Source organism: Amycolatopsis iheyensis (assembly GCF_024703995.1).
Lineage (GTDB): Bacteria > Actinomycetota > Actinomycetes > Mycobacteriales > Pseudonocardiaceae > Amycolatopsis > Amycolatopsis iheyensis.
This window is the reverse complement of the sequence record NZ_JAMXQV010000011.1, coordinates 25,172-47,297: the sequence shown is the minus strand read 5'-3', so window position 1 is coordinate 47,297 and position 22,126 is coordinate 25,172. Positions and strand designations below refer to the sequence as shown.

23 protein-coding genes and 4 tRNA genes are annotated in these 22,126 nt (G+C 69.8%); 19 read left to right on the top strand and 8 right to left on the bottom strand.

The window, feature by feature from the left end; genetic code table 11:
• The first annotated feature begins 16 nt into the window (after positions 1–16).
• Together M8542_RS21025 and M8542_RS21020 are read left to right on the top strand one after the other, a co-directional pair.
• Positions 17–99: transfer RNA gene (locus M8542_RS21025), tRNA-Tyr, on the top strand.
• A 414-nt stretch (positions 100–513) separates the two neighbouring features.
• Positions 514–1,344, top strand: coding sequence for a class I SAM-dependent methyltransferase (locus M8542_RS21020; RefSeq protein WP_257921906.1), 831 nt, complete (start codon positions 514–516; stop codon positions 1,342–1,344).
• A gap of 70 nt (positions 1,345–1,414) precedes the next feature.
• On the opposite strand, the gene lon is transcribed toward M8542_RS21020, so the two are convergent.
• The 3 genes from lon to M8542_RS21005 form a co-directional block, all read right to left on the bottom strand.
• The gene (lon, locus tag M8542_RS21015; RefSeq protein ID WP_257921905.1) at positions 1,415–3,817 is read right to left on the bottom strand and encodes an endopeptidase La; all 2,403 of its coding nucleotides are present in this window, start codon (positions 3,815–3,817) and stop codon (positions 1,415–1,417) included.
• A gap of 165 nt (positions 3,818–3,982) precedes the next feature.
• A complete protein-coding gene (locus tag M8542_RS21010) occupies positions 3,983–4,837 on the bottom strand; it encodes an SAM-dependent methyltransferase (protein ID WP_257921904.1) in 855 nt (284 codons plus the stop codon).
• Between the two features lie 69 nt (positions 4,838–4,906).
• Complete coding sequence (locus M8542_RS21005; protein WP_257921903.1) at positions 4,907–5,845, bottom strand: GNAT family N-acetyltransferase; 939 nt, start codon at positions 5,843–5,845, stop codon at positions 4,907–4,909.
• 237 nt (positions 5,846–6,082) lie between these two features.
• On the opposite strand from M8542_RS21005, the gene M8542_RS21000 reads away from it, so the two are divergent.
• The 6 genes from M8542_RS21000 (at position 6,083) to M8542_RS20975 (ending at position 10,139) form a co-directional block, all read left to right on the top strand.
• On the top strand, positions 6,083–8,728 hold the full coding sequence (locus M8542_RS21000; protein WP_257921902.1) for a putative bifunctional diguanylate cyclase/phosphodiesterase: 2,646 nt from the start codon (positions 6,083–6,085) through the stop codon (positions 8,726–8,728).
• Between the two features lie 80 nt (positions 8,729–8,808).
• Positions 8,809–8,881: transfer RNA gene (locus M8542_RS20995), tRNA-Thr, on the top strand.
• Between the two features lie 50 nt (positions 8,882–8,931).
• A tRNA-Met gene (locus M8542_RS20990) sits at positions 8,932–9,004 on the top strand.
• Between the two features lie 49 nt (positions 9,005–9,053).
• Complete coding sequence (gene rpmG / locus M8542_RS20985; RefSeq protein ID WP_005152047.1) at positions 9,054–9,218, top strand: 50S ribosomal protein L33; 165 nt, start codon at positions 9,054–9,056, stop codon at positions 9,216–9,218.
• A 76-nt stretch (positions 9,219–9,294) separates the two neighbouring features.
• Complete coding sequence (locus tag M8542_RS20980) at positions 9,295–9,744, top strand: MaoC family dehydratase N-terminal domain-containing protein (protein WP_257921901.1); 450 nt, start codon at positions 9,295–9,297, stop codon at positions 9,742–9,744.
• Positions 9,741–10,139 carry a MaoC family dehydratase gene (locus M8542_RS20975; protein ID WP_257921900.1) on the top strand — a complete coding sequence of 133 codons (399 nt, stop codon included), beginning with the start codon at positions 9,741–9,743 and terminating at the stop codon, positions 10,137–10,139. Before M8542_RS20980 ends, M8542_RS20975 begins: the two co-directional genes overlap by 4 nt.
• A gap of 169 nt (positions 10,140–10,308) precedes the next feature.
• Here the strand turns inward: M8542_RS20975 and M8542_RS20970 are convergent, their stop codons facing one another.
• Genes M8542_RS20970 through M8542_RS20960 form a run of 3 tightly spaced genes read right to left on the bottom strand, consistent with a single transcriptional unit; the run spans position 10,309 to position 12,541 of the window.
• A complete protein-coding gene (locus M8542_RS20970; protein ID WP_257921899.1) occupies positions 10,309–11,181 on the bottom strand; it encodes an SGNH/GDSL hydrolase family protein in 873 nt (290 codons plus the stop codon).
• 59 nt (positions 11,182–11,240) lie between these two features.
• Positions 11,241–12,194 carry a hypothetical protein gene (locus tag M8542_RS20965; protein ID WP_257921898.1) on the bottom strand — a complete coding sequence of 318 codons (954 nt, stop codon included), beginning with the start codon at positions 12,192–12,194 and terminating at the stop codon, positions 11,241–11,243.
• The gene (locus tag M8542_RS20960; protein WP_257921897.1) at positions 12,191–12,541 is read right to left on the bottom strand and encodes a GntR family transcriptional regulator; all 351 of its coding nucleotides are present in this window, start codon (positions 12,539–12,541) and stop codon (positions 12,191–12,193) included. The genes M8542_RS20965 and M8542_RS20960 overlap by 4 nt, the downstream gene beginning before the upstream one ends.
• A gap of 134 nt (positions 12,542–12,675) precedes the next feature.
• On the opposite strand from M8542_RS20960, the gene M8542_RS20955 reads away from it, so the two are divergent.
• On the top strand, positions 12,676–12,891 hold the full coding sequence (locus M8542_RS20955) for a hypothetical protein (RefSeq protein WP_257921896.1): 216 nt from the start codon (positions 12,676–12,678) through the stop codon (positions 12,889–12,891).
• Between the two features lie 5 nt (positions 12,892–12,896).
• Here M8542_RS20955 and M8542_RS20950 read toward each other — a convergent pair whose 3' ends face one another.
• Entirely contained in the window at positions 12,897–13,820 is a 924-nt protein-coding gene (locus tag M8542_RS20950; protein ID WP_257921895.1) for a TIGR03619 family F420-dependent LLM class oxidoreductase, read from the bottom strand.
• Between the two features lie 206 nt (positions 13,821–14,026).
• Here M8542_RS20950 and M8542_RS20945 point away from each other — a divergent pair.
• The 6 genes from M8542_RS20945 to M8542_RS20920 all read left to right on the top strand — a co-directional run bounded on the left by M8542_RS20945 (position 14,027) and on the right by M8542_RS20920 (position 17,632).
• A tRNA-Trp gene (locus M8542_RS20945) sits at positions 14,027–14,099 on the top strand.
• A 26-nt stretch (positions 14,100–14,125) separates the two neighbouring features.
• Positions 14,126–14,566, top strand: coding sequence for a preprotein translocase subunit SecE (gene secE / locus M8542_RS20940; protein ID WP_257921894.1), 441 nt, complete (start codon positions 14,126–14,128; stop codon positions 14,564–14,566).
• A 65-nt stretch (positions 14,567–14,631) separates the two neighbouring features.
• A complete protein-coding gene (gene nusG, locus M8542_RS20935; protein ID WP_257921893.1) occupies positions 14,632–15,477 on the top strand; it encodes a transcription termination/antitermination protein NusG in 846 nt (281 codons plus the stop codon).
• A 74-nt stretch (positions 15,478–15,551) separates the two neighbouring features.
• Positions 15,552–15,989, top strand: a complete 438-nt coding sequence (gene rplK, locus M8542_RS20930; protein WP_043781763.1) for a 50S ribosomal protein L11 — start codon at positions 15,552–15,554, stop codon at positions 15,987–15,989.
• Between the two features lie 79 nt (positions 15,990–16,068).
• Positions 16,069–16,788, top strand: a complete 720-nt coding sequence (gene rplA / locus M8542_RS20925; protein ID WP_257921892.1) for a 50S ribosomal protein L1 — start codon at positions 16,069–16,071, stop codon at positions 16,786–16,788.
• Between the two features lie 70 nt (positions 16,789–16,858).
• Entirely contained in the window at positions 16,859–17,632 is a 774-nt protein-coding gene (locus tag M8542_RS20920; protein WP_257921891.1) for an alpha/beta fold hydrolase, read from the top strand.
• Between the two features lies 1 nt (position 17,633).
• Here M8542_RS20920 and M8542_RS20915 read toward each other — a convergent pair whose 3' ends face one another.
• Entirely contained in the window at positions 17,634–18,461 is an 828-nt protein-coding gene (locus tag M8542_RS20915) for a hypothetical protein (protein ID WP_257921890.1), read from the bottom strand.
• A gap of 275 nt (positions 18,462–18,736) precedes the next feature.
• Here M8542_RS20915 and rplJ point away from each other — a divergent pair, with 275 nt between their 5' ends.
• The 4 genes from rplJ (at position 18,737) to M8542_RS20895 (ending at position 22,125) form a co-directional block, all read left to right on the top strand.
• Positions 18,737–19,291: a 50S ribosomal protein L10 gene (gene rplJ / locus M8542_RS20910; RefSeq protein WP_257921889.1), complete on the top strand. Its 555-nt coding sequence runs from the start codon at positions 18,737–18,739 to the stop codon at positions 19,289–19,291.
• 48 nt (positions 19,292–19,339) lie between these two features.
• Entirely contained in the window at positions 19,340–19,726 is a 387-nt protein-coding gene (gene rplL / locus M8542_RS20905; protein ID WP_257921888.1) for a 50S ribosomal protein L7/L12, read from the top strand.
• A gap of 405 nt (positions 19,727–20,131) precedes the next feature.
• A complete protein-coding gene (locus M8542_RS20900) occupies positions 20,132–21,334 on the top strand; it encodes an ABC transporter ATP-binding protein (protein ID WP_257921887.1) in 1,203 nt (400 codons plus the stop codon).
• A gap of 38 nt (positions 21,335–21,372) precedes the next feature.
• Positions 21,373–22,125 (top strand): MlaE family ABC transporter permease, encoded by a 753-nt coding sequence (locus M8542_RS20895; RefSeq protein WP_257922145.1) that lies wholly within the window; start codon positions 21,373–21,375, stop codon positions 22,123–22,125.
• The last annotated feature ends 1 nt before the right edge of the window (position 22,126 follow it).

Genomic DNA, 22,126 nt, shown 5'->3' with positions numbered 1-22,126 from the left:
CGGTGCGACCGGCCATGGCGGGTTACCCGAGTGGCCAAAGGGGACTGGCTGTAAACCAGTTGGCTTACGCCTACGGGGGTTCGAATCCCTCACCCGCCACCCACGAAGGGCCCCGTGACCGCCGGTCACGGGGCCCTTTCGTTTTTACCGCCATCCGGGGTGTTCCGGGTCCGCCGGAAACACTCAGAGTATTATCGACGGCAGTGCCGGAGTGACAAATCCCGGACATTTCGTGGGCGTTGATTGTCCTACCGGAAACCTCGCGTTTCGCTGCTGTACAACGAGGTTTCGTCAGCTATGTGCGGAATGCGTGAGATGTCTCGAGTCAGCAGCCTGGTAAAAGAACCCGCGATTCGGCCGTAATTCCTCCGCGCAATGGATGAAGATTCATTCCGCCTTTCGACCGCATTTTTCCCATCCCGGGAAATTCCGTAACGGCCTTCACGATCGTCCCGACGCTGACAGTGGCCCGCGGGCCGCCGCAGGCCGAGCACGACAACAGTGGAGGTGCACATGCCGGTTTCCGGGACCCTCGAACGCCCGACGCGCGAGCAGCTCGTACGGGTCCAGTACGCCGATGCCCAGCTCGTCTCCGACTACGCGGCCGCGTTCGGCGGCTGGGGACCCACCGCGCGCTACCACCATTCCCGGATCCACGCCGTCGACCAAGTGCTCCTCGGGCGCGAGGGCACGCTACTCGACGTCGGCTGCGGGCCGGGAATGATGGTGGAACACCTGCTCGACGACCGGCCCGGCGCATTCACCGTCACCGGGTGCGACCGGTCGGCGGCGATGGTCGACGCCGGGCGGCGACGCGTCGGGAAAGAAGCGATCTTCGCCGTCGGGGACATCGAAGAAATGCCGTTCGCCGACGGCAGTTTCGACACCGCGCTCGCCATGGGCGTGCTCGAATACGTCGACATCGTGCCGGCGCTGCGGGAGATCGCGCGCGTCGTGAAACCCGGCGGGCTCGCGGTCGTCACCATGCTGAGCCCGCGCAGCCCCTACCGGCTCGTCGAATGGGGGATGTACTGGCCGGCCCGGCGCGTCCTGGGCGGCCTCGAACAAGCACTGCACGTCCCGCGGCGCCACGACGCGCGCCGCACCGGGATCGAAGCGCTCACCCCGCGGCGGCTGCGTCACGAACTGTGGCGGGCCGGGCTGCAGCCGGTGGACACCGTGTTCTACGACGTCACCGCGCTGGTGCCGCCGCTGGACCGGGTCGTGCGCCGGTGGGACCGCCGCTGGCGGGCGCACCCGGAGGCCACGATCGCCCGTGGCGCCAAGGGCCGGCTCGGCACCGGCTACCTGATCGCCGCGCGGCGCGTCGACGGGTCGGTCTGAGCACGTGAAGAACGGCCGGTTTCCCTGGGGGAAGGGGAAACCGGCCGTCCGGGGGTGGCGGAGTTCGGGGTTACGCCGCCTGGGAAACCGGCGTCGAAGCCGGGGTCAGGGCGAGGTCCAGGACCTCGCGGACGTTGGCCACCGCGTGCACGTCCAGCTGGGCCAGCACCTCGGCCGGGACGTCGTCGAGGTCCGGCTCGTTGCGCTGCGGGATGATCACCGTCTTCATCCCCGCCCGGTGCGCCGCCAGCAGCTTCTGCTTCACGCCGCCGATCGGGAGGACGCGGCCCGTCAGGGACACCTCACCCGTCATCGCGACGTCCGCCTTCACCACGCGGCCCGAGAGCAGCGACGCCAGCGCCGTCGTCATCGTGACGCCCGCCGACGGCCCGTCCTTCGGGACCGCGCCCGCCGGGACGTGCACGTGGATGCCGCGCTTGCGCAGGTCACCCACCGGCAGCTCCAGCTCCGCGCCGTGCGAACGCAGGTAGGACAGCGCGATCTGCACCGACTCCTTCATCACGTCGCCGAGCTGACCGGTCAGCTGCAGCCCGGACGCGCCGGACTCCTCGTCGGCCAGTGACGCCTCGATGTAGAGGACGTCACCGCCCGCGCCGGTCACCGCCAGGCCCGTCGCCACGCCCGGGGTCGCGGTCCGCTGGGTCGACGCGGGCAGCGACGACTCCGGCAGGTGCCGCGGGCGGCCCAGGTACGTCTCGAGGTCCGGGGCGTCCACCGTCAGCGGCAGCGAAGCCTCGTCCAACGCCACCTTGGTCGTGATCTTCCGCAGCACCTTCGCGATCGTCCGGTTCGCGTTGCGCACGCCCGCCTCGCGGGTGTACTCGGCGGCGATCCGGCTGAACGCGGCGTCCGTCAACGTCACGTCCGAGGCGCCCAGCCCGGCGCGCTCCAGCTCCCGGGGGAGCAGGTGGTCGCGGGCGATGGTGACCTTCTCGTGCTCGGTGTAGCCGTCCAGCGTGACGAGCTCCATCCGGTCCAGCAGCGGGCCGGGGATGGTCTCCAGCGCGTTGGCCGTCGCCAGGAACACGACGTCGGACAGGTCCAGCTCGACCTCGAGGTAGTGGTCGCGGAACGTGTGGTTCTGCTCCGGGTCCAGCACTTCGAGCAACGCCGCGGTCGGGTCGCCGCGGTAGTCGGCGCCGACCTTGTCGATCTCGTCGAGCAGCACGACCGGGTTCATCGAGCCGGCTTCCTTGATGGCGCGGACGATCCGGCCGGGCAGCGCGCCGACGTAGGTGCGGCGGTGACCGCGGATCTCCGCCTCGTCGCGGATGCCGCCCAGGGCGACCCGGACGAACTTGCGGCCCATGGCCTTCGCGACGGACTCACCCAGCGACGTCTTGCCGACCCCGGGAGGGCCCGCGAGGGCGAGCACGGCGCCGGACCGACGGCCGCCGACCGCGCCCAGGCCCGATTCCGCGCGGCGCTTGCGCACGGCCAAGTACTCGATGATGCGTTCCTTGACGTCGTCGAGGCCGGCGTGGTCGGCGTCGAGCACCGCACGCGCCGCGGCGATGTCGTAGCTGTCCTCGGTGCGCTCGTTCCAGGGCAGCTCCAGGACGGTGTCCAGCCAGGTGCGGATCCAGCCGCCCTCGGGGGACTGCTCGGACGTGCGGTCCAGCTTGTCCACTTCGGCCAGTGCGGCCTTCTTGACGGCGTCGGGCAGTTCGGCGCCCTCGACGCGGGCGCGGTAGTCCGTCTCGTCAGCGGTGCCGTCGAGCTCGCCGAGCTCCTTGCGGATGGCCTCGAGCTGGCGGCGCAGCAGGAACTCCTTCTGCTGCTTCTCCATGCCCTCGGCGACGTCCTTGCGGATCGTGTCGGTGACTTCGAGCTCGGCCAGGTGTTCCTTGCTCCACTCGAGCGCCTGCGCCAGCCGCGCGCTGACGTCCAAAGTGGACAGCAGGGTGAGCTTCTGGTCGGTGTCGAGGTACGGCGCGTTGCCGGACAGGTCGGCGATCGCGGAGGCGTCCTCGACCTGCTGGACGGCGTCGATCAGCTGCCAGCCGCCGCGCTGCTGCAGGATCGAGATGACGACGGCCTTGTACTCGGCCGCGAGCTTCGCGGTCTGCTCGTCGGTGGTCTCGGTGGCGTCCTCGGCGTGCACCCAGCGGGCGGCGCCGGGGCCGTCGGCGATCCGGCCGACGAGCGCGCGGGTCGTGCCGCGCAGCAGCACGGCGGCCTTGCCGCCGGGCACGCGGCCGATGCGCTCGACCGTCGCGACGGTGCCGTACTCGGCGTACTCACCGTGGACGCGCGGGACGATCAGGACCTCGGCCTTGCTCGCGCCGGTGGACCGGATGCCGGGGAAGGACGCCTGGCTCGGCGTCTTGGCCTGGGCGGACTCCACCGCGGCTCGCGTCTCGGTCTCGGTCAGGTCGAGCGGGACGACCATGCCCGGCAGCACGACGTCGTCATCGAGCGGGAGCACGGGCAGGAGGCGGGTGTCGGACATGTGCACTCCTCGTGTAGTTGAGTCTGCCTAGCTCAACTCTCCGATGGTCGGGTTTGTTTCCCGGAGTGCGTTCGCCCACAGCGATCACGAAAAGCTCAGGTCAAGACATGCGACGGCGCGGTTTCTCGATGTCCACCCCGGCCGGAGCGATCGGCGCTCCTTCGCTCAGGCGCCGGGCTTCTCCGCGACGGCGCACCACGCGTACGGGCGGGCCTCCGCCTCCAGCGCGTTGATCTTCCGGTCGGGCCGCCAGTCCGGCAGGTGCACGATGCCCGGCTCCAGCAGGGCCCAGTCGCCGAACAGCGGCTCGATCTCTTCGCGGTCGCGCAGCCACACCGGGTTGCTCGTCTTCCGGTACTGCTCGACGAACCAGCGCAGCCCGTCCAGCGTCGCGCCGCTGCCGTCGCCCTCGCTCATCTGCGAGATCGCCAGCCAGCTGCCCGGGGCGAGCGCGTTGCGGTACGTCGCCAGCAGGCCGTCCGGGTCGTCGTCCGGTCCGACGAAGTGCAGCACCGCCGCCATGATCAAGCAGACCGGCTGGGAGAAGTCGACGAGCCGTTTCGTCTCCGCCGCCCGCAGCACGGCCTTCGCGTCCCGCATGTCCGCCTGGACGATGCCGGCCCAGTCGGTCGCCATCTCCTCTTCGAGGATCAGCGTCGCGTGCGCGACCGCGACCGGCTCGTAGTCGACGTAGACGACCTTCGCGTCGTGGTCCTCGGGCAGCTCCGCCTCGACGACCTCGTGCACGTTCCCGGCCGTCGGGACACCGGAGCCGAGGTCGATGAACTGCCGGATCCCGGCCCGCAGCGCCGCCCGGACTGCGCGGTTCATGAACTCGCGGTTCTGCTTCGAGCCGGGGCGCACGAGCGGCCACTGCTGCTCCATGCGCCGGCCGAACTCGCGGTCCACGGCCCAGTTCTGGGTGCCACCCAGGTACCAGTCGTAGATCCGGGCCGCCGACGGCTTCTCCGTGTCGACCCCTTCGGGCGCTCTCGGCGCGGAATCCCGCTGATCGGTCACTTCCGGCTCCCCTCGCTCTCCGGGAGCCAGCCTATCGACCCACCGCACCTGCGGTAATCCGCCAGTGGCTCACCGAACGGCTGGTCGACGCTGCCAGTACGTCCACAGCGGCCGGTAGCCCTGCGCGTACCAGAACGGCGTCGACAGCGGGTTCGCCGCCGCGTGGTGCAGGAGGACGACGTCGGCGCCCTCCTCGTCCAGCACCTGGTGGGCGTGGGCGGCCAGCGCGGTGCCGACACCGGAGGAGCGCGCCTCCTTCGCGACGGCCAGCGACGACAGGTAGCCGACGCGGTCCGCCGCGACCCGGTCGCTGATCCAGCCGGTCTCGCCCGGGTGCTGGACGTTCACCATGCCGAGCGGACGGCCGTAGAGCTCGGCGATCCACAGTGGCGGCTCCGGGCGCTCCAGCTGCTCGGCGAGGTCCTTGGCCATGATGTCCTCGACGCCCTTGCGCAGGTTGACCGTGCCGTACTGGGCGTCGTAGGAGTGCAGCTCCAGGCCCAGCGCGACGACGGTTTCGAGGTCGCCGGGCTCGGCGCGGCGGATCTTGACGCCGGGGGTCCCGCGCGGGCCGGCCGGGATCATGCGCTCGGCCGGCCGCACGGCGATCACGCGCAGCGGCGCGAACCCGTGGTGCAGCATTTCGCGCGCGCCGTCCGCGTCCCGGCTCGCCCGCGGGACGATCGCCGCGGTCTCGGTGTCGCCGGGCTCGGCGACCGCGCGCAGATGTTCATCCCATCGGGTGAGGAGGGCGTCGAGGGCGGCCGCCGGCTGCGGGCCGGCCAGCTGGAGGTCGAGCCGGTGCTCGGTCAGCGCCCGCCACGGCGCGTTCGGCGCGTCCTGGTCGACCTGGATGCGCGAGGCGAGGGCGGAGGCGGCGGACTCACCCGTCGCGACCTCCAGCACCACCGCGTTTTCGGCTGCCTCGAAGGAAGAAGAACCGGGGAGCAGGGAGTCCACCGCCGCGAGCCGCGCCGCGTGTTCGGTGGCAATCACATCGCTGTGCATGGGCACATTGAAGCGCTACCCGGCTCTTCGTGCGAAGAGAACCGGCAAGGCGGAAGACACCCGACCTTTCACCCCTTGGTCCACGCAGGTCAGCGCCGTCGAGGCATTGTTAACCCTGGGGTGATCTCTTACTGTCTCGAAAGGGACACGGGTACGCCCTACGGGGTACGGTATGGCCCTTGTCCACACCCGAAGTCACGGATCAGCACCGGTGGACAAGCCGGGAGGGAAGGTCGGATGCCGGACACCAACGCCCACGGCGACGCCGTCGCGCAGGCGAAGCCCGGGCCGGGAGCCGCTTCCGGGACACCGCCCGTTTCCGTCGAAGCCCGCACGGACGAACGCCGGTTCCGCGCGTACACCTTCGCGGTGCTGAGCCTCGGGCTCGTCGCCGCGTTCGCGGTCGGCTCGTGGCTGCCGTTCCACTGGGACAGCCGTCTCCTGTGGATCGGGCCGGTCCTCGCCGTCGCCTTCCTGCTCGCCGAACAGCTCGGCATCAACGTCGACGTCCGCAGCGGCATCTCGTGGACCATCTCCTTCACCGAGATCCCGCTCGTCATCGGGTTCTTCGTCGCGCCCTTCGAAGTAGTGCTGGCCGCGCACCTGGTCGCCGGCATCGGCACGCTGCTCGCCCGGAAGGTCGCCGGCCGCGTCCTCTACAACGCGGGCGCGTTCCTGCTCGAGATCACCGGCGCCTTCGCGGTCGCCGGGCTGGTGAAGTTCGCCGTCGGCGCGGGCGCCGGCGACAAGATCCCGTGGGTCGCCGCCCTGGCCGGCACGCTGACCGCGCCGCTGGTGAGCACGCTGCTCGCGCTGGCCGCGGTGCGCGTCCTGCGCCGCCGGATGCGGGTCAGCACCGCGGTCCGGCTCACCGCGCGGATCCTGGTCGTCGGGTTCGTCAACGCCTCGGTCGGCCTGTCCGGCTACCTCGTCATCTCGACCACGCCCAAGGCGTGGCCGCTGGTGCTCGCCGTCTTCCTCGGCCTTACCGCGCTCTACTGGGCGTACTCGGACCTGCTGCGCGAGCAGCGGGACATGGAGGCGCTCTCCGACGTCAGCCTGATGGTGGCCCGCTCGGGTCAGCAGGCCGCGGCGCGCCCGGCCAGCCGCGCGGACGAGCTCGTCGGCGGCGTCGACGTCCGCGAATGGGCCACGATCGCCGAGCGCATCAAGGACCAGCTGGCCGCGGGCCGCGTCGTGCTGCGGCTGCGGCTCGAACCGAAGGACGTCATGCGGGTCGTCGTGGCCGGCGATGACCTCCCGGTCGCCGACCCGGCGGCCGACGACCCGCTGTTGCGGCTGCCCGGCGCGCACGTCCGCCACTTCCGGATCACCGAGGCCAACCCCGACGTCCGCGCCGCGCTGCTCGACCGCGGCGCGCAGGAGGCGCTAGTCGTCCCGCTGCGCAGCGCCAACCAGCTGCTCGGCGTCGTCGAGGCGCACGACCGGCTGTCGCGCTGGCGTGGTTTCGGCAAGTACGACGTCCAGCTGCTCGGCACGATGGCCAGCCACCTCGCGACGTCGCTGGACAACCGCCGGCTGCTGGCCACCCTGCGCCACGACGCCTACCACGACCCGCTCACCGGGCACCTCAACCGGCCGGGCTTCCGGCAGGTGGCGAAGGAGCCGCTGCGGGACTTCGCCAACGCGGTCGTGCTGCGGATCGACCTCGACGTCTTCTCCACGGTCAGCGACGCGCTGGGCTACGCGTGGGCCGACCGGATGGTGATCGCCGCCGGCCGCCGCATCCGCGACGCGCTCGGCCCCGACGTCCCGCTCGCCCGGCTCGAAGGCGCGTCGTTCGCGGCGCTGCTCGTCGGCTGCCCGCCGGAGGACGCCCACCACGCGGCGGAACGGCTGCGCGAGGAGCTTTCCGCGCCGTACCCGGTGGACCGGCTTTCGGTCGAGGCGAACGCGATCATCGGCTACGCGACGACGACGCCCGAGGAGTCCGGCGACGTCGTCGACATCGAAGGCCTGCTGCAGCGCGCCGACGTCGCCGTCCGCGCCACGAAGGGCGGCGAAGAGGTCCGCGGCTACGTGCCGAGCATGGGCCAGATCTTCCTGCGCCGCTTCCAGATGGTCACGCAGTTCCGGCAGTCCCTGGAGGACGGCCAGGTCAGCGTCCACTACCAGCCGAAGATCACCCTGCCGAACCGGCAGGTGGCCGGCGTCGAGGCGCTGGTCCGCTGGGTGCACCCGGAGTTCGGCCGGCTCGGCCCGGACGAGTTCGTCCCGGCCATCGAGGCGGCCGGCCTGATCGGCGTCCTGACGGGTTTCGTGCTCGGCGAGGCGCTCAAGCGCTGCCGCAAGTGGCTCGACGAGGGCCTGCGGATCTCGGTCGCGGTCAACCTGTCGGTGCGCAACCTCGCCGACGAGGACTTCCCGAACAAGGTGGCCCGCGAGCTGGAGCACTACGGCATCCCGCCGGAGCTGCTGACGTTCGAGCTGACCGAGTCCGGCGTGATGTCCGACCCGCAGAAGGCGCTGCCGATCCTGCGCGAGCTGCACTCGCTGGGCATCACGCTCGCGGTGGACGACTTCGGCACGGGCTACTCGTCGCTGGCCTACCTGCGGCAGCTGCCGGTCGACCAGGTCAAGATCGACAAGAGCTTCGTCCTGGGCATGGGCACCGATCTCGGCGACCTCGCGGTGGTGCGGTCGATCGTCGAGCTGGGGCACTCGCTCGGCCTGACGGTGGTGGCGGAAGGTGTCGAGGAGGACGTCGCCCGCGACCAGCTGGAGGCGATGGGCTGTGACGTCGCGCAGGGCTACCTGATCTCGCGGCCGCTGCCGGAGGACCGCCTCGAGGCGTGGCTGCAGGCCCGCACGGCGCGCTCGCCGGGGCGGCACTCGGAGACCGTGCTTACGCTGCTGACCTGAGGTTTTGTGCTAAGGGGACCCCGGTTGCACGACGGGGTGACGGGGCTTGCTAATCTTTCCAAGTCCTCGCGAGAGGCCAGGCCCCTTTAGCTCAGTCGGCAGAGCGTCTCCATGGTAAGGAGAAGGTCTACGGTTCGATTCCGTAAAGGGGCTCACGACCTCAGCCGCGTCACGCCTGCGTGTCGCGGCTTGGGTCATGTAAGGGCGGTGTAGCTCAGTTGGCAGAGCAAGCGGCTCATAATCGCTGTGTCGCCGGTTCAAGTCCGGCCACCGCTACGCGGTAACGACGGGGCTGGCCCCCGGACCTGAGAGAGAAGGAAACGCTGTGGCTGCCACCGACGTGCGACCCAAGATCACGCTGGCGTGCGAAGAGTGCAAGCACCGCAACTACATCACCAAGAAGAACCGGCGCAACAACCCGGATCGCCTGGAGATGAAGAAGTTCTGCCCGAACTGCGGTACGCACCGGACTCACAAAGAGACCCGCTGAGTAGCGCGTTCTCACCAGCTTCGAGAAGCCGCCCTGGACCACCAGGGCGGCTTCTTGCTGTTGGTAGCCTCCTCGGGTGCCCTTGGACGAGTCGTTCACCGGGCGGGTCTACCCGCCGCGGTCAAGCTATGAAGTGAGCCGGGAGAAGATCCGGGAGTTCGCCGACGCGATCGGCGACGCGAACCCGCTCTTCCGCGATCCCGAAGCCGCGAAAGCGGCCGGCTACCCGGACGTGATCGCACCCCCGACGTTCCTCACGATCATCAACCTGGCGTCGATCAACGCGATCGTCACCGACCCGGAGCTGGGCCTCGACTACTCCCGCATGGTCCACGGCGACCAGCAGTTCAGCTACACGCGCCCGGCCCACGCCGGCGACGAGCTGCTGCTGACCACGCACATCGACCGGATCATGGCCAGGGCGGGCAACGACTTCATCAACCTGCGCGCCGAGATCACCGACGCCGACGGCGCGCACATCGCCACCACGCGCGCCCAGCTCGTGGTGCGGGGGGAGGACGCGTGAACGTCGGAGACGAGCTGGCTCCCCTGGAGGTCCGCATCACCCGCGAGCAGCTGGTGCGCTACGCGGGCGCGGCACTGGACTTCAACCCGATCCACTGGAACGAGACGTTCGCGAAGGAGGTAGGCCTCCCGGACGTCATCGCACACGGCATGTTGACGATGGCGGTGGCCGGCCGCGTCGTGACGGACTGGCTGGGCGACCCAGGCCGCCTGGTGGACTTCAGCGCCCGCTTCACCCGCCCGGTCGTGGTGCCCAACACCCCCGAGGGCGCACTGGTGGAGATCACAGGCAAGGTGGGTGAACTCAAGGAAGACGGCATCGCCCGCATCGACCTGGTGGTGAAGTTCGACGGCAAGACGGTCCTGGGCAAGCCACAGGCCTTGGTGCGCGTCTAGAAGCCGCAAGGAACCCGAGAACCGGAACCGAAGAGCACCCAGACCCTCCCGCACCCCGATCCGAAGCCAAAACACGGCCGGCGGCGCCGGGTCAAGGCACGCTTTCCCGCCTTGACGCGGTGCTGCCGGCCGTAGTCACAATCAAAGCTTCGGGGTGCCGGAAGGACCCCTACGAGACCGGCAGCAGAGCGAGCACGGCATCAGCCATCCCCTGCTCCCCCCGAGCATTGGGATGCAGCGGAGCAGCGGGCGAAGCGGGCAAGACCCCCTCGACCCACCGCCGGTCGGAAGCGGAACAGACATCCCGCCCCTTCCCAGGAGTAGCGGTATCGGCATAACCAGCCCGATGCCCATCAGCCTGGTCCTCAAGCATCTTGTTCAACTTCCCGAGCGCCTCACGAAAATAAGCAACATCGCCGGCCCCGACAGGCAGCACAGGCCAACACCCATCCCCATCGGGAAGAACGGTCGGATACCCGACCACAACGACCCGCGCCCGCGGAGCCTTGGCATGAATCCGATCCAAAGCGGAGCCAACGACGGGAGCAGCGGCATCGATCCGCTCGGCAAGCTGATCACGCCCACCGGCAGTGAGCCGATCCTTGCAAGGCGACGAGGAGGGATGAGCGGTCGCACAAGAAGAAGCCAGCTGAAGAAACCCGACATCGTTCCCACCGATACCGAGCGTGACCAGCGTCGTCCGAGCGTTCACCGCGTCGAGCTGCGGCGGATTGGTCCCGTTCGAGGTCCGCTGCGCAGAGGTCAAGTTGGCAGTAGTAGCCCCACCACAGCTGACGTCGGCAAACTCAGCAGGCTTCAGCTTCGCGGAGACAAGGTGCGGATAGTTGTCATCGGAGCGCGCACACCCGACCGGAGTCCCCACCTGCCGCCCAGTACGCGGCGAGGACGTATAGGAATCACCGAGAGCGACGTACCGCCCACTGCCACCCCCGGTGTCCGCACCGTCGGGCGGCGCGGAAGAAGACCCGTGCTGCCACTTGTAGTACCCGAAGGCCAGCAACCCGGCCACGAGCACAAGCACGAGACAGCCACCCTTGTTCGCCACTCGTTCGTTTCTACCGGTCCCGCTCCCGCGCGGACCTAGTCAATCCGGGTGACGCGCTGCGCGAGCAGATCGTTCACCAGCCCAGCGCCGGTCTCCGGATCGTCCACGCTCACCAGCACGGTCCGCCCGCTCGCGAGGGACAACACGAGGGCGGGGCCACCACGCACCTTGTACGCGGTCGTGCCGGTTACCGGGTTGAACCGCAGGCCGAGCCCGGTGTCGCCGAACGTGGAAAGCTCCCGCGTGGTCGCCTCACGAAGGTGGCTCAACGCGATGTGCCGCCACGGGAAGCCGAGGCCGAACCGGATCGTCACGCCCTTGGCGTCGACGGTCGCCTTCAGGCGGTAGGTCATCGCGGCGACGAACCCGGCGACGAGCGCGATCCAGATCGCCATCGGCCAGGTGAGGCCGGCGGGCACGAAGGCGATGGCGGCGGGAACCGCGACGAGCCACCAGAGCATCGCCGGGTTCTCCGCCCGGCCCGACCAGTACGCGCGCTGGCCGGGCCGCAGGCCGACGCTCGGCCGCTCGGAGCTGGTTTCGAGCACCGGCGACGGCAGGCCGCCGACCACCGCGGCCACGACGCCGACCACGGCCGAGCCCAGCAGGAACAGCACCACGACGGCCCCGGCGCGGGCCGCGTGCCAGTCCGGCACGTCGAGGTTGGGCACGAGCACCGAGAGCAGCGTGGCCGGCGCCAGCGAGGCGAACGCGGCGCCGACGCCGACGGTGATGCGCGGGACCGGCCGCCCGCGACGAAGCGCGGTGACAGCTGTGGTCGCGAGGAGCACCGTCGCGACCGCGCCGAGCGCCAGGCAGACGGTGGTGAAGAGCGCGACCGGCGTGGAGCCGTTCGGCGCGCCGTTCCAGTGCGTCGCGATGGGGTCGGGCAGCCGGCCGGCCCAGGCGTTCGCGAGGAGCCCGGCGGTGACGAGCACCGCGCCCGGCAGCACGGCCGTCGCGGTGAGGACCCGGATCAGCTTGCTCATGAGTACTTCTCCTTAAGGATCCCGGTGAGCTCCTCGAACCCGACGCCCGCGCGCTTGGCTTCCCCGGCCAGCTCGCCGGCCAGCTCGGCCAGGCGTGCCCGCGCCGACGCCCCGCCGAGCACGACGGCGCCCCGGCGTCGCCGCAGGTCGATGAGGCCTTCGTCGCGAAGGAGCGCGTACGCCCGCAACACGGTGTGGACGTTGATTTCGAGTGCCGCCGCGAGCTCACGGGCGGGCGGCAGCTGTTCGCCCGGCGCCGGGCTGCCGTCCCCGAGGGCGCGGCGCAGCGACGCCGCCACCTGTTCGAAGAGCGGGACGGTCGAAGCCGGGTCGATCCGCACGAGCATAGTTCTAACTGTACTAGAACTATCAGGTTTTGGGTGGGCGACCCTGTGTGGGGGACACGACGGTTGCGTGCGACGCGGATCACAGCGAGGGTGGGGCCCGTTCCGAAGTCGAACCGAGAAAGGCAGGAAGCGCCGTGGGCCTGAACCTGAACAAACTCGTCGACAAGGCGTACGAGGACAAGTCGATCAAGGAGCTGCTGGACGCGCCGCCGTCCGCGCTCGAGGGGCTCACGCCGAAGCACGACGAGCTGCTCGCCGAACTGAAGATCAAGACGATCCGCGACCTCGCGAACTGGAAGTACGCGGCCAAGGCGCAGGCGCTCGCCGCCCTCGCCGACAGCGAGAGCTGAGCCGCTCAGGCGATCAGTTCGGCCGCCAGCTCCAGGGCGTGGTCGACGTCCTTCGCGACGTAGTGCAGGTCGACCAGGACCTCCGCGATGCCCTCCTCGCGGGCCACGTCCAGGCAGGCCGGCACGTCCGTGACCGTCTCGACCCCGGTGCCCGCGCGCGGGTTGATCCGCAGCACGCGCCGCAGCGCGCCGGGGTCGCGACCGGCCTTTTCGGCCGCTTCGAGCGCGACCGACCAGAGCCCGGCCAGGTACTGACGCGGCATCCAGCCCGCCAGCCAGCCATCCGCGCGGCGGCCGATCCGGGCCAGCGCCGGCGGCGAGAACCCGCCCAGCAGCACCGGCGGCCGCGGGTGCTGCGCCGTGCGCAGGCCCACCGTCGACGGCGCGATCCGCCACTGCGGGCCCTCGTGCGCCACCGGGTCGCCGGTCCACAGCGCCTCGAGCGCGTCGAGGACGTCCTCGAGTCGCTTGCCGCGACCCTCCCAGGGCACGCCGGTCGCGAAGTACTCCTCGCGCAGCCAGCCGAGCCCGAGACCGACGTCGAGCCGGCCGCCGCTGGCCAGGTCGAGCGAGGTCAGGGCGCGGGCGAGCAGCACCGGGGAGTACACCGGGCCGGTCAGCGCGCTCATGCCCAGGCGGGCCGTGCGGGTCACGGCGGCCGCGGTCGCCAGCGTCGTGAACGGGTCCGCGAAGGTCTCGAACTCCTTCGGGTACGGGTGTTCCGGTGTGCCGCCACCCGGGTACAGGTCCGACGGCTCGCGCGGCGTGAGGATCCGGTCGCCGACCCACAGCGAGCCGAACCCGAGGTCTTCGGCCGCGGTCGCGAAGCGCGCGACGGCCGCGGGGTCGGCGAGCGCGCCGTACTGCGGCAGCGCCAGGCCGAGCCGAATCCCGCGCACCGGTGAGCGGGACTCCGGGGTGTCCGTCATGGCGGACATCCTGGCATGATCAGGAGGCCGGCGGGGAGTTTTCCGCAGGCCGACCGGGGTTCGGCGGTCGATCGGGGGGCGCGGTTGCGGGCTCTCGCGAGGCTTGCCGTAGACTTCGGGACTTGGAACGCACTACGGTCATCCCCGCCTGGATGGTGGGGACGATGGAATGCGTCCAACGGGGCTCCGAGAGATCGGGTCCCCACAGGGGTGTAGCTCAATTGGCAGAGCAGCGGTCTCCAAAACCGCAGGTTGCAGGTTCAAGTCCTGTCACCCCTGCGTAACGGAACTGGTGGAGCGGAGGAGTGGTCGTGAGCGACAGCGACGCCAGCGGCGGCGAGCAGGAGCAGGACGGCACCGGGCAGAAGCCCGAGAGCCAGTCCCGTCCCGTCACAGCTGCTGCCCGGCGTGAGCGCCGTGCGACCGCTCGTCCGGCGGGGAAGTCCGCGGCACGTGCGGACGACAAGTCCCGGCCGGCCGGGAAGTCGGGGGAGAAGACCGCTCCCGACGCGAAGGGCGCTCCGACTCCGAAGCGGGACCAGAAGGCGAAGAAGGCCTCCGTGTTCGCGCGGCTCATGCGCTTCATCCGCGAGGTCTGGGCGGAGCTGCGCAAGGTCATCTGGCCGAACCGCAAGCAGATGGTGACCTACACCGCCGTCGTGCTGGTCTTCGTGGTGTTCATGGTGGCCCTGGTGAGCGTCTTGGACTGGGCGTTCAAGAAGGGCATCGGCGCGATCTTCGGCTGAACCGCCGTCTGTCGCGCGGGCCGGCCTCGCCGGACCCGGCAAGCGATCAACTGAGAGGACGGAACGTGACCTCCGACAACGGCACAACAGCCGGTCACGACCTGACCGAGCTTTCCGACGAGCAGGTGCACGCGGCACTCGGTGACGAGGAGTCCGCGCACCTCGAGCCCGTCGACGTGCCCGAGGAAGAGGTCGACGAAGCCGCTTCCAGCGCCGAGAGCACCGAAGACGCGGCCGAGGACACCGCCGCCGACGAGACCGACGGCGAGGCCGAGCCCGCCGCGGCGGACGACGACCCGGTCGCGACGTTGCGCGCGGAGCTGCTCGCCGCGCCCGGCGAGTGGTACGTGGTGCACTCCTACGCCGGGTACGAGAACAAGGTGAAGACCAACCTCGAAACCCGGACGCAGACCCTGGACGTCGAGGACTACATCTTCCAGATCGAGGTCCCGACCGAAGAGGTCACCGAGATCAAGAACGGCCAGCGCAAGCAGGTGCAGCGCAAGGTGCTGCCCGGCTACATCCTGGTCCGGATGGACCTGAACGACGCCTCGTGGAGCGCGGTGCGCAACACGCCGGGTGTCACCGGGTTCGTCGGCGCCACTTCGCGGCCGTCGCCGCTGACCGTCGACGAGGTGCTCAAGTTCCTCGCGCCGCAGGTCGAGAAGGAAGCCCCCGCGAAGGCGGGCAAGGGCGAGTCCACCGCGACCGCGGCCCCGCTCGGCGGCCCGGCCGTCGAGGTCGACTTCGAGATCGGCGAGTCGGTCACGGTCATGGACGGCCCGTTCGCCACGCTGCCGGCGACGATCTCCGAGGTCAACGTCGACGGGCAGAAGCTGAAGGTCCTGGTGTCGATCTTCGGCCGGGAGACCCCGGTCGAGCTGTCGTTCAACCAGGTCTCCAAGATCTGACGGCCGCACGCTCGGCCGCAGTCCCCACGTCCACGGCAGGTACGCGGGGAACGTAGTACAGGACAGGAAAAGAAATGCCACCCAAGAAGAAGAAGCTTGCGGCGATCATCAAGCTGCAGATCAAGGCGGGTGCGGCCAACCCCGCGCCGCCGGTCGGCCCGGCGCTGGGTCAGCACGGCGTCAACATCATGGAGTTCTGCAAGGCCTACAACGCCGCGACCGAGTCGCAGCGCGGGGACGTCGTCCCGGTCGAGATCTCCGTCTACGAAGACCGGTCGTTCGACTTCAAGCTGAAGACGCCGCCGGCCGCCAAGCTGCTGCTGAAGGCCGCGGGCGTGGAGAAGGGCTCCGGCGAGCCGCACAAGACCAAGGTCGCCAAGGTCACTTGGGACCAGGTCCGCGAGATCGCCAAGACCAAGGAGACCGACCTCAACGCGCACGACATCGACCAGGCCGCGAAGATCATCGCCGGCACTGCCCGGTCGATGGGCATCACGGTCGTCGACGCCTGATTCGGCTGCTTTACCCGTGGGAGAGCCAGTGCTGGCTCTGACACCACACTGATCCGTTTTTGAAGTAAGGGACAGAAGCATGACCAAGCACAGCAAGGCTTACCGCCAGGCTGCGGAGCTGATCGACAAGGCGCGCCTGTACGCGCCGCTCGAGGCCGCGAAGCTGGCGAAGGAAACCTCCAAGACCAAGATGGACGCGACCGTCGAGGTCGCGATGCGTCTCGGTGTGGACCCGCGCAAGGCCGACCAGATGGTCCGCGGCACCGTGAACCTGCCGCACGGCACCGGTAAGACCGCCCGCGTCATCGTCTTCGCCGTCGGCGACAAGGCCGCCGAGGCCGAGGCCGCCGGCGCGGACGCGGTCGGCACCGACGAGCTGATCGAGCGCATCCAGGGTGGCTGGCTCGACTTCGACGCCGCGATCGCGACGCCGGACCAGATGGCCAAGGTGGGCCGCATCGCCCGCATCCTCGGCCCGCGTGGCCTGATGCCGAACCCGAAGACCGGCACGGTGACCCCCGCGGTCGCGAAGGCCGTTTCGGACATCAAGGGCGGTAAGATCAACTTCCGCGTCGACAAGCAGGCCAACCTGCACCTGGTGATCGGCAAGGCTTCGTTCGACACGGACAAGCTGGTCGAGAACTACGCGGCGGCGCTGGACGAGATCCTCCGGGCCAAGCCGTCGTCGGCGAAGGGCCGCTACCTGAAGAAGGTCACCTTCACCACCACGATGGGCCCGGGCATCCCGGTCGACCCGCTGCGGACCCGCAACCTCCTTTCCGAGGACGCGGCTGTCTGAGTCGGACATCACCAGAAAGGGCGTCCCCGCTTGCTGCGGGGGCGCCCTTTCTTCGTGTCTGATGGACGGCATGCCCACTTTCGCGTCGTTCGACGGCCTCCGGTTGAACTACACCGCGTGGGAGGGCGACGGCGCCCACCACCCGGTGCTGCTGCAACACGGCTTCGCGGCCGACACGAACGCGAACTGGATCTCCACGGGCGTGGTCGCGGCGTTGCGCGCCGCCGGCCTGACGGTCATCTCGTTGGACGCGCGCGGCCACGGCCGCTCGGAGAAGCCCCACGACGAGTGCCGCTACACGGGCGACAGCATGGCCCGCGACATCTCGGCCCTGCTCGACGAGCTCGGCCTCGACGAGGTCTCCCTGGTGGGCTACTCGATGGGCGCGATCGTGGCGTTGGCGGCCACGGCGGCGGACAAGCGCATCCGCTGCCTGGCCACGGGCGGAGTGGGTTCGGGCATCGTCGACTTCGGCGGCGTCGACCTGCGGGTCGTGAAGCCGGCGGACATCGCTTCGGCACTGCTGGCGGAGGACCCGTCGACGGTTCCGCCGTCAGGTGTCCCGTTCCGTCTCCTGGCCGACGCGGTGGGCGGGGATCGTCAGGCACTGGCAGCGGTGGCGCTGGCGACGCGCGAGGGAAGCCTGAACCTCTCGGCGATCGGCGTCCCGACGTTGGTGCTGGCGGGGGACCAGGACCTGCTGGCGGCAGAGCCGGAGCGCCTCGCGGCGGCGATCGCGGGGGCGCGGCTGGTGCGGATCCCGGGCGACCACATGTCGGCCGTGATGTCGCCGGCGTTCTCGGAGGCGCTGGTCGCTTTCCTGGCCGCGCCGCACCCGCGCTGAGTCAGCTGGTCGGCGGCGCCGCCGGGCACGGGGTGGGTTCGTTGGTGTGCGCGGTGATGAGCCACTGGCTCTTGTCGACCTTCTGCACGGTGAACGCGCCGAGCGCCGGGCCACCCCTGATGCCGAACCGGCACGAGCTGATCGTGAACCGGTCGCCGGGCAGCGGCTCGGACACGTACGACGGCATCGACTCGGCGTAGTCGTTCTTGCTGGTGACCTTGCGGTTCAGCTCGTGCACCGCGACCTGGCAGTCGGCGTAACCCAGGTCCTGGGCGAACTTCTGCTGGACGGGCTCGTCCATCCGCCCGCAGGCCTGCGGGACGAGGTTCTGCGCGACGGCGTCGTAGACCTCGCGGACCGCTTCGTACGGACTGGTCGAGAGGATCCGGTTCGTGTGGTAGGTCCCGCCGCCCTCCTGGGCCAGCTGGGCCGACGACTTGCCCGCGTCGCTCGGGAAGAAGTGGTTGTACAGCCACGTTCCCGCCACACCGAGGATCACGATTGCCAGCACCCAGGCGAGCACCTTCTTGCCCAGCCACTTCACCCACCGGGGCGGGCCGCCGCCGCGGCGGTCCTCGCGGACCAGCTGGTAGCCCGGGGGGATCACCGGGGGCTGCGGTGGTGACGCCTGGACCAGCCCGGCGTCCGGCGGCGGCGCCGGCTCGTTGCCCTGCTGGGCCTGGGTGAACCTCAGGTAGTCCTGGAACTGCTGGAACTGGCGGAACTGCTCGAGCTGCGCCGGATCCACCGGTGGCTGCGAAGCCGGCGTCGAAGGGCCCGCCGGTTCGACTTCCGCGCCCGGCTTTCCGTCATCACGCTGCTCCGCCACGTGACCATGATGCCCCACGCCGCCGCGAAGGTGGACCCCGGAGCAGGGGCTTCTCCTTGACAAGGTATTCTCGACAACGGTTCTACCGAAGACCGCTGGTTTTCCCCGCAAGGGGAACGAAGGTCCCGCAACTCGCCGGGCGGCCCGCGCAGGAGGAACGAGGCCCCGGCCGTCATGCCGGAAGAACGCCCCGCGCCTGCTTGCGCGAGGGCGTTTCGTCGTTTCGGGGGTCCCTCGGGCGCCAGTGGAAACACTAGCCAAGAGAGGAGGCGACCATGGCGAAGCCCGACAAGGTGGCGGCCGTCGCCGAGATCGCGGAGAGCTTCCGCACCAGCTCGGCCACCGTCGTTACCCAGTACACCGGCCTCTCCGTGTCCCAGCTGTCCCAGCTGCGCCGCGCTCTCGGCACCAGTGCCAAGTACCGGGTCGCGAAGAACACCCTCGTCAAGCGCGCTGCGGAAGACGCGGGCGTGACGGGGCTCGAGGACCTGTTCGTCGGCGCGACCGCCATCGCCTTCGTCGAGGGTGAAGCGGTCGACGCCGCCAAGGCGCTTCGCGACTTCGCGAAGGACAACAACGCGCTTGTGATCAAGGGCGGCTACATGGACGGCAAAGCGCTGTCCGTGGACGAGATCAACCGGATCGCCGATCTCGACAGCCGTGAGGTCCTGCTCGCCAAGGCGGCGGGCGCGTTCAAGGCGAAGCTGTCCCAGGCCGCCGCGCTGTTCCAGGCGCCGGCGTCCCAGGTCGCCCGCCTGGCTGCCGCGCTGGAGGAGAAGCAGCGCAACGCCACCGGTACCGAAGCAGCCGAAGCACCCGCCGAGAGCTGAACCACCCCCACCCCGAACGTCTAGTTCGTTTTCTGAGAGGAAGCCATCATGGCGAAGCTGAGCACCGCCGAGCTGATCGACGCCTTCAAGGAGCTGACCCTCCTCGAGCTGTCCGAGTTCGTGAAGGAGTTCGAAGAGGTCTTCGACGTGACCGCCGCCGCGCCGGTCGCCGCCGTTGCCGCCGGCCCCGTGGGTGCCGCCCCGGCCGCCGCCGAGGAGCAGGACGAGTTCGACGTCGTCCTCGAGTCCGCCGGTGACAAGAAGATCCAGGTCATCAAGGTCGTCCGCGAGGTCGTCTCCGGTCTGGGCCTGAAGGAGGCCAAGGAGCTGGTCGAGGCCGCTCCCAAGGCCCTCCTGGAGAAGGTCGACAAGGAGGCCGCCGAGGCCGCCAAGGAGAAGCTCGAGGCCGCGGGCGCCAAGATCTCCATCAAGTGATCCCAGGCGCGCGAGCGCCGCAGCATCACGCCGCGAACGGGCGGGCACCCACACGGGTGCCCGCCCGTTCCGCGTCTACGACTTCCTGAGCTGCGGGAGCTTCGCACTCCCTAGGAGCGGTGTCCGAATAGCCCCCGGGTCCCTAAATCGCGGTTCCGGGGTTCCGGAGATCTGCGTCGTTGCCCCGAATGGACTACGGTGCCTGCAGTTGCCGATCACGGCGGGGTGACGATGGAACCGGGGCTGGCCAGAAAAGAAAACTGGTGAGTAACCTGTTCGCACTCAGCTCGTTGCACCTGGTTGACGCGGGTTCACGGGGCGCCAGGCGCCCGCACCCCGCCGCCGACGCGGGCGGCATGGGTGTGGCAGCGGGCGCAATGACGCGGAACAGCTCCTGGAGGTGCGATGGGTGCCGAGGTGGTCATCGAAGGCCTGACCAAGTCCTTCGGTAAGCAGGCCATCTGGCGGGACGTCACGCTGACGCTCCCCCCGGGCGAGGTGTCGGCGATGCTCGGTCCGTCCGGAACCGGCAAGTCGGTGTTCCTCAAGTCGATGATCGGGCTGCTCAAGCCCGACCGCGGCCGCTGCGTGATCAACGGGGTGGACATCGTCACCTGCTCCGAGCACAAGCTGTACGAGATCCGGAAGCTCTTCGGCGTCCTGTTCCAGGACGGCGCGCTGTTCGGCTCGATGAACCTGTACGACAACGTCGCCTTCCCGCTGCGCGAGCACACGAAGAAGTCCGAGACGGAAATCCGCCGGATCGTCCTCGAAAAGCTCGACATGACCGGTCTGAACGGCGCCGACAAGAAGCTGCCCGGTGAGATCTCCGGCGGTATGCGCAAGCGCGCCGGCCTCGCCCGCGCCCTCGTGCTGGACCCCGAGATCATCCTGGTCGACGAGCCGGACTCGGGTCTCGACCCGGTCCGCACGACCTACATCTCGCAGCTGTTCCTCGACGTCAACGCGCAGATCGACGCGACGTTCCTGATCGTCACGCACAACATCAACCTGGCCCGCACGGTCCCGGACAACCTGGGCATGCTCTTCCGCAAGGAACTGGTCATGTTCGGCCCGCGCGAGGTGCTGCTGACCAGCGAGGAGCCGGTCGTCAAGCAGTTCCTCAACGGCAAGATGCAGGGCCCGATCGGCATGTCCGAGGAGAAGGACAGCGCCCAGATCGCGGCCGAGCAGGCGATGTTCGACGCCGGGCACCACGCCGGCGGGGTCGAGGACGTCTCCGGCGTGCCGCCGCAGATGCAGCCGACGCCGGGCGTGCCGACCCGGATGGGCGCGGTCCGCCGCAAGGACCGGGTCATGGAGATCATGCACCGGCTCCCGGACGCCGCCCAGCAGAGCATCATCGCCTCCCTGAGCCCCGAGGAGCAGCGCCACTACGGCGTCAGCCCCCGGCAGGTGGCCCACGCCCAGCAGCAGCAACAGCAGCAGCAGGTCCCGGCGGGCGCCCGGCAGGGTGACGGCGTGCCGAACCAGCACCACGGCCAGCTGCCCGCGGACCAGGTCGCGCGGATCCCCGGCGGCCAGCAGCCGAGACCCGGCGGCCGGCGCATGCCACCGCCGCCGAACAACGGGCCAGGTGGCCGGTGAGCTCTCCCGCATCACAGGCGAAGATTCCCGGGATCGGCATGCTCCGCGAGACCGGGAACCTGTTCGCTCTCGGCCTGGACATCGTCCGCGGCCTGTTCCAGCGCCCGTTCCAGCTGCGGGAGTTCATCCAGCAGTCGTGGTTCATCGCGAGCGTGACCATCCTGCCGACGGCCCTGGTGGCCATCCCCTTCGGCGCGGTCATCTCGCTGCAGTTCGGTTCGCTCGCCCGCCAGCTGGGCGCGCAGTCCTACACCGGCGCGGGCTCCGTGCTCGCCACCGTGCAGCAGGCCAGTCCGCTGGTCACCGCGCTGCTGGTGGCGGGCGCGGGCGGCTCGGCCGTCTGTGCTGATATCGGCGCCCGGACCATCCGCGAAGAGATCGCCGCGATGGAGGTGCTCGGCGTCTCCGCGGTGCAGCGGCTGATCGTCCCGCGCACCCTCGCGATGATGCTGGTCGCGCTGCTGCTCAACGGCATGGTCAGCGTCATCGGCGTGCTGGGCGGCTACTTCTTCAACGTCGTGCTGCAGGGCGGGACGCCGGGTGCGTACCTGGCGAGCTTCTCCGCCCTCGCGCAGCTGCCCGACCTCTGGGTCGGCGAGCTCAAGGCGCTGATCTTCGGGTTCATCGCCGCCGTCGTCGCGGCCTACCGGGGCCTCAACCCCTCCGGCGGCCCGAAGGGCGTCGGGGACGCGGTGAACCAGTCGGTGGTCATCACGTTCCTGCTGCTGTTCGTCGTGAACTTCGTGATCACCCTGATCTACCTGCAGATCGTGCCCGGAAAGCTGGACTAGC